This window comes from Rhodopseudomonas sp. WA056, from assembly GCF_010906995.1.
Taxonomy (GTDB): Bacteria; Pseudomonadota; Alphaproteobacteria; order Rhizobiales; family Xanthobacteraceae; genus Rhodopseudomonas; species Rhodopseudomonas palustris_G.
Genome location: NZ_QPFS01000155.1, coordinates 1 through 9627, shown reverse-complemented (window position 1 = coordinate 9627; position 9627 = coordinate 1). Strand labels below are relative to the sequence as shown.

The window sequence follows — 9627 nt, the reverse complement described above, 5'->3', positions numbered from 1 at the left end:
GTCCAGACGACGGTAAGCTCCTGCCGCTTGGGATCGAGCAGGGCATCGAGCCAGCGCGTCAGCGGGGCGAATGCGCGGCGGGGAGGGGACTTGGCGGACATCCGGGCCCTGGGCTGGAGGCGTAGCGCGGCGGACATCATCCGCTTCGGCCGGCCCCGTCAAGCGCGGCAAAACCGGCGGTTTTTCGGAGCTTTGCGCCGTCCGTTCGCCTTGCCGGGCCGGAGTCCGGGTGCTATCTCGCGGCCATGACCACCGTCCCGATCGACAACATCCGCAACTTCTCCATCGTCGCCCATATCGACCATGGAAAGTCGACGCTCGCCGACCGCCTGATCCAGATCACCGGCGGCATGTCCGACCGTGAAATGGCCGGCAAGGAGCAGGTGCTCGATTCGATGGACATCGAGCGCGAGCGCGGCATCACCATCAAGGCGCAGACCGTGCGCCTGAAATACCGAGCCAAGGACGGCAAGGACTACATCTTCAATCTGATGGACACCCCCGGCCACGTCGACTTCGCCTACGAGGTGTCGCGATCGCTCGCCGCCTGCGAAGGCTCGCTGCTGGTGGTCGACGCCAGCCAGGGCGTCGAGGCGCAGACGCTCGCCAACGTCTATCACGCGCTCGACGCCAATCACGAAATCGTCCCGGTGCTCAACAAGGTCGACCTGCCGGCCGCCGAGCCGGAGAAGATCAAGCAGCAGATCGAGGACGTCATCGGGCTGGACGCCTCCGACGCGGTGATGATCTCGGCCAAGACCGGCCTCGGCGTGCCCGACGTGCTGGAGGCGATCGTCACCCGGCTGCCGCCACCGAAGGGCGACCGCGACGCCACCCTGAAGGCGCTGCTGGTCGATAGCTGGTACGACGTCTATCTCGGCGTCGTGGTGCTGGTGCGCGTGGTCGACGGCATGCTGAAGAAGGGCCAGCGCATCCGGATGATGGGCACCGGCGCCGCCTACGACGTCGAGCGGGTCGGCTTCTTCACGCCCAAGATGGTCAATGTCGACGAGCTCGGCCCCGGCGAGGTCGGCTTCATCACCGCGGCGATCAAGGAAGTCGCCGACACCCGGGTCGGCGACACCATCACCGACGACAAGAAGCCGATCACCGAGATGCTGCCGGGCTTCAAGCCGGCGATTCCGGTGGTGTTCTGCGGCCTGTTCCCGGTCGACGCCGACGATTTCGAAACGCTGCGCGGCGCGATGGGCAAGTTGCGACTGAACGACGCCAGCTTCTCGTTCGAGATGGAAACCTCAGCCGCGCTCGGCTTCGGCTTCCGCTGCGGCTTCCTGGGCCTGTTGCATCTGGAGATCATCCAGGAGCGGCTGAGCCGCGAGTTCGATCTCAACCTGATCGCGACCGCGCCGAGCGTGATCTATCACATGAAACTCACCGACGGCACCGAGATGGAGATCCACAACCCGGTCGACATGCCGGACGTGGTCAAGATCGCCGAGATTCAGGAGCCGTGGATCGAAGCCACCATCCTGACGCCCGACGAATATCTCGGCAGCGTGCTGAAGCTGTGCCAGGACCGCCGCGGCAATCAGAAGGAACTGACCTACGTCGGCGCCCGCGCGATGGTGAAGTACGACCTGCCGCTCAACGAGGTGGTGTTCGACTTCTACGACCGGCTGAAGAGCGTGTCGAAGGGCTACGCCTCGTTCGACTATCACCTCACCGACTACAAGCCGGCAGATCTCGTCAAGATGCAGATCCTGGTCAACGCCGAGCCGGTCGACGCGCTGTCGATGCTGGTGCACCGGACGCGCGCCGAAGGCCGCGGCCGCGCCATGGTCGAGAAGATGAAAGAGCTGATCCCGCCGCACATGTTCCAGATCCCGATCCAGGCGGCGATCGGCGGCAAGGTGATCGCCCGCGAAACCGTCCGCGCGCTGCGCAAGGACGTCACCGCCAAATGCTACGGCGGCGACATCACGAGAAAGCGCAAACTTCTGGAGAAGCAGAAGGAGGGCAAGAAAAAGATGCGTCAGTTCGGCAAGGTGGACATTCCGCAGGAAGCGTTCATCGCGGCGTTGAAGGTGGATAGTTGAGGGACGTTACGTTTCGTCCTCGTCGTCCTCTGCCTCGGGTGCGGCCAATATTTCGGTTTCGCCCTCCGCCCATTTGAACGCGGATTTGTTTCGTGCGTCGTAGGCCTCGACGATCTTGTCGATGGCTTCCTCGAAGGTCATCAGCGAAGAAGGACGTCCCGTGCGGGGTGGCGCGTCCATCACGTCGAAGAACCCGGTTGTTCCGAAGCTCGGCGAGCCCGCATCGTACAGACCGACAAGAATCCGCTCGAACAGCGTCGCATCGTCCACCGGTCTTTCGCGCCCCGCCCGGTAGCGAAAGATCTGGACGGCTTGGCCGAAACTTGACGGCGCACTTCCTCCGTCGTCGCAAGCGTCGAGCGGAATGAACACCACCGCGGACAGCACCGCATACGGCTGTCGCTCGTGGTAGTCCGCGGCTTCGGCTCGGAGCTCGTTATCGACTCGTGTGTAGTTTTTCGTATAGCGCTTCGTCTTGGCGTCGCGGAAGTTGATGGTCTTGATCGATACGCCGAGGCCGAGGCCCAATTCCACGGTGGAATAGTTTACGTCCAGCTTCTTCAAACCCTTGCCGGTTCGCGCCTTCGATTCTTGGCCGAATCCATCGACGTCGGGCAAAATGCCGTCGAACGACTTTCGAAGCGCGTCGGCGAAGCGCTGTGACAGCGCACGCGAGAGGCCCTCGGCGTAGTTCTTCTTGTCGGTCGCCGATCCTTTCTCGACGACGCTCCGGTCCCCGGCCCAGTCGAGCTCGCGTCGGATCGAATTCTCCAAGAGGTTCGCCTGGTCGGTCGCGAATTTTCTCGCAATCTTCTTGGTCTTCGCCATGGAGCTATCGCAACCTTTGCAGCCGGCGGCGCACATTGGAGGGATTGCGTGTCTCGCACTCCCAGATCGTCAAAACCTTGAACCCCATCGCGCGTAGCAATCGCGCTTTGATTTTGTCTCGGTTCACATTAGCTGCGAACTTGGCGAGCCAGAAATCCCGATTCCGGGTCGGCGTCGTGGTGCGACGACACCCCTCGTGACGATGCCAGAAGCATCCATGGACGAATATCGCCCATTGGTTGGTCTTGTTGGCGAAATCGGGCGACCCCGGCAAAGATTTGACGTTGCGGCGAAAACGCAAACCGGATTGACGGAGGATCGCCGCCACCTCGTCTTCGGCCTTCGTACCTATCTGACGGACGCGCCGCATCAATGCGGAGCGGGCCGGGTCCGTGGGCCTTTCAAAGCCGGGAGACGTCATTCCGCCGCGACAAGCAAACGGCTCGGTTCGACGAACGAGTCGATTGCTCGCACATGCTCGAGATGCGCACGAACCTTGTCCTTGAAGCCAGGCACGAACCGCAGACTGCTCTTTTCGATCCGCGACAGAAAGCCGGCCGTCGCGCGTACCGACAGCAGATTTGGTTGGTGACGCAGGAAATCTTGCAGGCTTTCCCGCTTGGCCCATTTCGGAAACTCGGAAATCATCACCTCGCGCCGAACGTCGCCATCGGATCTGGCGGCCTTCGGCCAGTTTCCCTTCACGACGGCAGCACCATCGCGCGCTGGATCGAATCGACCAGGTTTCACCAGACGCTTGCCGATCCAAGCGGCCACCGGAGTGCTCACGGCGTTTCCGACGAGTGACCACCGGAAAGATGCCCGCGTAACTTGCGCCGCCGGCTTCGTCCAATCCGCGGGCAAGCCCTGTAGCCGTTCTGCATCACGAATATCGGGGGTAACGATCTCGCCGTTCGTCAGCAGAATCGCCGGCGGCGACGGGATGCCGATGGTCGACCCGTTCTTGAGGGTCGGCACGCAGTCCGGTCCCCATCCCAAGCCGCGCGTTCCCTCGGTCCAATAGAACCCGTGGGCGTGGCTCTGCAGATTGGTCTGCAGTTCGGCGGGCTCGGCGTCGTCGACCAAAAGGACATCGGCGGGGTCTCCTTCGAGGCTCGCGAGGAAGAACACGCGGGCGCGGCGATGCGGCAAGAAGCTCAGCGAATTCACCACGCGATAGGCCCAGCGATAACCACGCTGTTCGAATTCGGTGACCAGGCGGGTCATGGCGCTGCCCGCGTCGAGGCGCAGCATGAAGGAGACGTTTTCCAGCATAACCCATTTCGGCCGGCTGCGGTCGATCAGCCGGAAGACGTGACTGACCAAACCAGACTTCCGTCCCTTGATTCCAGCCGTCTTTCCAGCTTGGCTGAGATCCTGGCAAGGAAAGCCAGCGGTCATCAGATCCACATCCGCAGGGAGCGACTTCAAACTTGCCACGTCGCCGACGTTAGGCACACCGCCAAAACGCCGTTCGAGCACGGCGCCCGCGGGCTCCCAAATTTCAGAGAATACGAGCGTGTCGTGCCCCGCTCGATGCAAACCGAGCTCAAGGCCTCCGACGCCGGCGAAAAGTCCCGCAATTTTCATGGTCCCCTCTCGACCAATGTTCCCGAATCGTTCGCGTTTGGCAAGCCGCTTTGGGCGGCTTGGTGCAGGTCGACGATTCCGATGGAACAGCGTTCTCGAGCCGAAGGCGACGTAGGCCCTGAACGCCTTTCTCCAGACGACCAGAATTGGCGCTCGCTCAAGGACAACGATTTGAAGGGTTGCTATGTGGCCGCGAGTCGAGGCGCTTCGAGGTGGTTGGATGAGGCTGACTCAGTTTCTGATTTCTGGGGCTTGCGCACTCCTACTCACCGCAACCTCCGCCCTCGCCGATCCGATCGCACCGGCCGGCAAGGCGATCGGCCAGGACGCGGGCGGTCGCACGATCTATCAGGTCGACGCCAACGGCATCTCGATCGGCTACAGGCTGATCGGCCAGGGCGCGCCGATGGTGATGATCATGGGGCTCGGCGGCACCGCCGAGAACTGGCCGCCCCAGGTGGTCGAGGCGCTGTCGAAGAACCATCAGCTGATCCTGATGGACAATCGCGGCATGGGGCACTCGACCGCCAACGACACCACCTTCAGCTATCCGTTGTTCGCCGCCGACGTGATCGGCCTGCTCGACGCGCTCAAGGTCGAACGCAGCGACGTGCTCGGCTATTCGATGGGCAGCACCATCACCCAGGAACTGCTGCTGGAATATCCCACCCGCTTCAACAAGGCGCTGATCCACGCCACCTCGACCGACGGCAGCAACGTCGCCAAGGCGCTGCACGGAAGGGTGCCGGCCGACCCGATCGTGGCGCGGCAGGTCGAAGCCACTACTCACTGGAAGACCCCGCTCGACAAGCTGCCGGCGATCCCCAATCAGGTGATGCTGGTGGTCGGCACCGCCGACGATGTGGTCGGCACCGACAGCTCGAAGACGATCGCCTCCGCGATTCCGGGAGCGTGGCTGGTCCAGTTCAAGGGCGCCACGCACCATCTGATGTACGAGACCCCCGACGGCTTCTCGGCAGCGGCGCTGACGTTCTTCGAGACCAACGAGACCGTGACCCCGAAGATCGAGCCGAACGCCTCCGTCGCTCCGCCACCCGCGCAGCCATGAGGCAGGCTGAAGCGGGGCGACGGCGTCATAGCTGTCGCACCCGGTGATATTGGAAGCCCAAAGACGTCACGCGGGCAGGCTGGACACCGCGCGGTTGCTGGTCCTCTGCCTCACCCGCTGATCGGCCAACCTCGGTCACTCAGACCGCTCGACTGCACGCCTAACCGCCCCGGCAGATTGTCGCATCCGTCTTTCGGCGGGGGGTGTTTTGCGTCAGATCACGCTTTGACGCGCCAAAGTCCCCATGATGGCCCAATCGCCCCGGTGGTTCGGTCCGGCGGCTGGCTGAAATGCTGGCGCCGGCGAGCCACCCGAGGCGCCAGATGACGAGATGCGCTGACCCCGCGACGCAATGACCGCCACCATTTCCCACCCCCGCACCCGGCCGCTCGGCGCCGCCGAGATCGAGCACGCCACGCGGATCGCCGAGCCGGATTTCGATCTGCTCGACGCGCTGTACCGCACCGACGATCCCGACGATCAGGCGCGCCTCTTGGCGCGCGTGGTGCTGTCGGCGTTCGACAATTATTACGCGGTGTCGCGCCGGATTCCGGCGCTGGCGCAGGCCGCGTTCGAGGCGCGCGACTGGCCGGTGACGGTACGGCTGTCGAAGACCCGGATCGGGCTGTACACCGCCTGCATCGACCAGCTCGTGCCGCTGCTGAAGGCCGGGCTGCCGGAGCTGACCACCGACGAACAACTCTGGCCGACCGCAGAGGCCGAACTGCTGGCTGCGATCGAGGGCCGCTACGAGGCCGATTTCGCCTTTGCGTTCTGGCAGTCGCTGCGCCGCAAGCTGGTGAGCGACGAATGGCGGCCGGTGTCCTACGACGCCGGCGCCACCGCGCGGCGCACTACCTCGCCCGCCGCAGTACTGAAGACGACCACCACCACGCTGCCGATCACCGCCGAGGTGATCGCCAGGATTCTCGACGAGGCCGGCTTCAGCGTACCGTGGCGCGATCGCGACGGTGACGCCGCGCTCGCCGCGCAGGCAATCGAGACGGCACTGGAGCCGCTCGGGCCGCGGCCCGGCGAACCGGTGAAGATCGAAATCGCCGACTCCGGCTTCTTCCGCAACCGCGGCGCCTGCCTGGTCGGCCGGATCAAACTGCGCGATCGCGGCGACATGCCGATGCGCAACCTGCCGCTGTTGATCGCGTTGCTGAACGAGAAGGACGGGCTGGTCGTCGACGCGGTGCTCACCGACAGCGACGAGCTGCAATACGCGTTTTCCTCGACGCTGGCGAACTACCACGCCACCAATCCACGCTATCACGAGCTGGCCCGGCTGCTGTACGAGCTGATGCCGAAGCGGCCGCTCGGCACGCAGTATTCCTGCATCGGCTTCCATCACCTCGGCAAGGTCGCGGTGATGACCGAGATCTTGGCCGAGCACCGCAGGACCAAAGAGAAGCTGGCCACCGCACCGGGCTTCAAGGGAACGGTGGCGATCGCCTTCACGATGCCGTCGTCGGCCTATGTGCTGAAGATCATCCGCGACCATCCGACCGACGACTACAAATTCGATTATTTCGACGGCCTCGACGCGGTGCTGCGCAAATACAATCTGGTGCACGAGATCGACCGCGCCGGCTCGATGCTCGACAACATCATTTATTCCAACGTCAAGCTCGACCGCGCGATGTTCGCACCCGATCTGCTCGACGAACTGCTGGAAGCCGGAATCGGCACGGTGACGCTGGATCGCGGCGCACTGGTGTTCCGGCATCTGATCGTCCAGATCAAGCTGACGCCGCTGCCGCTGTATCTGGCCAACGCGTCCGCGGCCGAATCCCGCGCCGCGGTGATCAATCTCGGCGACTGCATCAAGAACAACGCCGCGGCCGACATCTTCAACAAGGATCTCGACGGCCGCAATTACGGCGTCAGCCGCATCCGCAAGGTGTATCTGTTCGACTACGACGCGGTCGAACCGCTGACCTCGGTCACGGTGCGGCGCGACGGCGCGATCCCCGGCGAGTTCGACAACGGCATGGTGTTCCGTCCGCAGGAGATGCTGGAGGGGCTGCGGATCGACGATCCCGGCCTACGCCGCGCCTTCCGCGACGCGCACCCCGAGTTGATGCAGCCCGACTATTGGGAAGGGATGCAGCAAGCGCTACGCGACGGCAAGGTGCCGAAGGTGATGAATTATCCGGCGTCGCGGCGGCTGCGGCGGTAGGCACGCCCGCCCCAGCGTTCCGGCCCTTGCCGAACATCGGTGCGGTCTCTACCTGTGCGAGGCTGTTTTTCCGGGACGAGGACGCCGCCATGCTCGACGCCGCCTTCAAGGCGCTCACCCAAATTCTGTCGCCGCCGATGCGCTCGATCCTGTGGCGATCGGTCGGCTTTGCGCTGGCGTTGATCGCGGTGGCGGCGATCGGATTGCAGCGGCTGCTGAGCTGGGCCGCCACGTCGAGCGAGCTCTGGGCCGAGGCGGCGCTGGGCGGCTTCCAGACCCCGCTGAATATCCTGTCATGGGTGCTGTCGATCGCCGCCGGGCTCGGCATCGTGGTCGGCGCGGTGTTCCTGATGCCGGCCGTGACCTCGCTGGTCGCCGGCATCTTCGTCGACGAGGCCGCCGAGCACGTCGAGCGCGCATCCTATCCGCACGAAGCTCCGGGCGTCGCGCTGCCGATCGGGCTCGCCACCTGGGAGACGGTGAAAACAGCGCTGCTGACCATCCTGGTCTACCTCGTGGCGCTGCCGTTTTTGTTCTTCGCCGGCGCAGGCGCGATCGTGTTCTTCGTCGCCACCGCCTGGCTGCTCGGCCGGGAATATTTCGAGCTCGCCGCGATGCGCTTCCGTCCTGCGCCGGAAGCCAAGGCGATGCGGCGCGACAACGCCACCACGGTTTTCATCGGCGGTCTGATCATCGCCGCCTTCGTGTCGATCCCGATCGTCAACTTGGCGACGCCGCTATTCGGCATGGCCTTCATGGTGCATCTGCACAAGCGGCTGTCGGGATCGCGCCCCGAAGTGATCGCGCCGGATCAGCGCAGCATGCTGCGCTGATCTGCACGGAGAGGCGACGGACCCTATTGGTTCTGCGGCACGTTCCGCAGCTTGCGGCGAACCGCGGACGACACCTCCTGCACCGCGCCGCCGACGATCATCATCAAGAAATTCGCAAGGTGAGACATCTTCATCGCTGAGCACTCCTGAGGGGACCGCGACACCGTGCGGGTCGCCGGACGTTCTGAAGGCTGAACCCGCACCGGATCGCGACGTTCCAAGCTGCGATCAAGTATCAATTAGTTTGCGCACGGCGGATACACGAAAGAACCCCTGGCGCGGCGCCGGCGCAGGTCGTGACGGGTTTTGGACACGCCGCGGAAATCCGCTTCGCGAGTCGACCAACTGTCGGCCGCGCCTGACACCGGGTGTCAATACGGTACGACGACGAAGCTGTTAGTTAGGCCCGTTGTCGCGCAGGCTTGACGTATCGACTGTCAACCTGGCATCGGCACGCGGCTGAACTTGTTAGTTGCACGAGGCGGCCGGCGCCCGACTTATCTGCACCGATTACCTTTATGCAGCGTGGAGTGGTGAAATCCAGTCGGCGAAGGAACTCTTGGGCGGGACTGCGTTTGTCCCGGTGCGCCGCCATTCCTCGCGGCCCCATGGAGACGATCGGCTTGGTCCCTCATTCGGCGCACGATCCTCATCAAACCTCGTCGTCGGTGGCGACCGCGACAGTAAGGTCCGACCTCGGGCCCGATTGGGAGCGGGACGGACACGATTGGCCAAACCGCCACGGCAGCAGCTTCGTGCGTGCGGCCGGCTTGCGTTGGCACGTGCAGCAGATCGGCCATGGCCCCGCACTGCTGCTACTTCACGGCACCGGCGCGTCGACGCATTCGTGGCGGCACTTGGCGCCGCTGCTCGCCGAGCATTTCACGGTGATCGCGCCCGACCTTCCCGGCCACGGCTTCAGCGAAACGCCCGAGCGCGCCCGGATGTCGCTCGACGGGATGGCGTCGGGTCTCGCCGCGCTGCTGCACACGCTGGGGCACCGTCCGGTGGTGGTGGGCGGGCATTCGGCCGGAGCCGCCGTGCTGGCGCGGATGTGTCTCGACG

At 64.3% G+C, this 9627-nt stretch carries 8 protein-coding genes; 5 read left to right on the top strand and 3 right to left on the bottom strand.

Going from position 1 to position 9627, the window contains the following annotated elements; genetic code table 11:
* The first annotated feature begins 245 nt into the window (after positions 1–245).
* Entirely contained in the window at positions 246–2057 is a 1812-nt protein-coding gene (lepA, locus tag DU475_RS21520) for a translation elongation factor 4 (RefSeq protein ID WP_164633274.1), read from the top strand.
* 6 nt (positions 2058–2063) lie between these two features.
* On the opposite strand, the gene DU475_RS21515 is transcribed toward lepA, so the two are convergent.
* Genes DU475_RS21515 through DU475_RS21505 form a run of 3 tightly spaced genes read right to left on the bottom strand, consistent with a single transcriptional unit; the run spans position 2064 to position 4475 of the window.
* Entirely contained in the window at positions 2064–2885 is an 822-nt protein-coding gene (locus DU475_RS21515) for a hypothetical protein (protein ID WP_013500116.1), read from the bottom strand.
* Positions 2886–2889: 4 nt separating this feature from the next.
* Positions 2890–3306, bottom strand: coding sequence for a very short patch repair endonuclease (locus DU475_RS21510; protein WP_013500117.1), 417 nt, complete (start codon positions 3304–3306; stop codon positions 2890–2892).
* Positions 3303–4475 carry a DNA cytosine methyltransferase gene (locus tag DU475_RS21505; RefSeq protein ID WP_013500118.1) on the bottom strand — a complete coding sequence of 391 codons (1173 nt, stop codon included), beginning with the start codon at positions 4473–4475 and terminating at the stop codon, positions 3303–3305. Before DU475_RS21505 ends, DU475_RS21510 begins: the two co-directional genes overlap by 4 nt.
* 220 nt (positions 4476–4695) lie before the next feature.
* On the opposite strand from DU475_RS21505, the gene DU475_RS21500 reads away from it, so the two are divergent.
* The 4 genes from DU475_RS21500 to DU475_RS21485 form a co-directional block, all read left to right on the top strand.
* The gene (locus DU475_RS21500) at positions 4696–5544 is read left to right on the top strand and encodes an alpha/beta fold hydrolase (protein WP_013500119.1); all 849 of its coding nucleotides are present in this window, start codon (positions 4696–4698) and stop codon (positions 5542–5544) included.
* A 352-nt stretch (positions 5545–5896) separates the two neighbouring features.
* Complete coding sequence (gene aceK, locus DU475_RS21495) at positions 5897–7729, top strand: bifunctional isocitrate dehydrogenase kinase/phosphatase (protein ID WP_164633273.1); 1833 nt, start codon at positions 5897–5899, stop codon at positions 7727–7729.
* An 89-nt stretch (positions 7730–7818) separates the two neighbouring features.
* Positions 7819–8562 (top strand): sulfate transporter family protein, encoded by a 744-nt coding sequence (locus DU475_RS21490; protein ID WP_013500121.1) that lies wholly within the window; start codon positions 7819–7821, stop codon positions 8560–8562.
* Positions 8563–9170: 608 nt separating this feature from the next.
* A partial coding sequence (locus tag DU475_RS21485) for an alpha/beta fold hydrolase (RefSeq protein ID WP_164633272.1) occupies positions 9171–9627 on the top strand: 457 nt, incomplete at its 3' end.